Genomic DNA, 924 nt, shown 5'->3' on the forward strand with positions numbered 1-924 from the left:
GTGCGTATTTCGGACGAACGTGACCGGCCGTTTCGGGATGGTGACCGGCGATTTCGGCAACGTGACCGGGCATTTCGGGAACGTGACCGAGCGGACCGGAAGGCAGGATTGGCGTTGCGCATGACATCAACTACGCAGGCTATGCTCGCCGGCTTTTGCCGGAGAGAGCATGCCCGCGCACCGGATGAACATGCGCATGATCAAGGACGTTTTACGACTTAAATTCGACGGCGGTTTCTCGCACGATCGGATCGCCGCGTCACTGGGCATATCCAAGGGCGTGGTCACGAAGTACATAGGACTGGCCGGTGCCGCCGGGCTGGACTGGGCAAGCGCCAGCGATATGGATGAAGGCGACCTCGAGCGGCGACTCCTCGGCAAGCCCACGGGGCCAGCAGGCTACGCCCAGCCCGACTACGGACGCATCCACCAGGAGCTGCGTCGCAAGGGCATGACGCTGACGTTGCTGTGGGAGGAGTACCAGGCCGAGTTCGCGGACCGGCAGACCTACCGCTATACGCAGTTCTGCGAGCACTACAAGGCGTTCACGAAACGCCTGAAGCGCTCGATGCGTCAGATTCACCGCGCCGGCGAGAAACTGTTTGTCGACTTCGCCGGCCCCACGTTGCCGCTGACGACTGGACGCCGCGCGCACATCTTCGTGGCGGCCATGGGCGCATCGAGTTACACGTTCGCATGCGCGACGCCAGCCGAAACGATGGAGGACTGGCTGGGCGGCATCGCACGTGCGCTGACCTTCTATGGTGGCGTGCCGCAGCTGATCGTGCCGGATAACCCGCGCGCGATGATTGCCGATCCCGACCGCTATGAACCTCGCGCCGGCGACACCGTGCTGGACTTTGCGCGTCACTACGGCACGTCATTCCTTCCTGCACGCGTATATCGTCCGCAGGACAAACCGAA

Annotated in this window: 1 protein-coding gene; it reads left to right on the plus strand. The window is 63.1% G+C overall.

Annotation, left to right across the window (positions count from 1 at the left end; translation table 11 throughout):
* Positions 1 to 190: 190 nt before the first annotated feature.
* On the plus strand, positions 191 to 924 hold a 734-nt coding region (gene istA, locus GCT19_RS42275), incomplete at its 3' end, for an IS21 family transposase (RefSeq protein WP_408582422.1).

Origin of the sequence: Paraburkholderia atlantica, assembly GCF_009362785.1 — a bacterium.
Lineage (GTDB): Bacteria > Pseudomonadota > Gammaproteobacteria > Burkholderiales > Burkholderiaceae > Paraburkholderia > Paraburkholderia atlantica.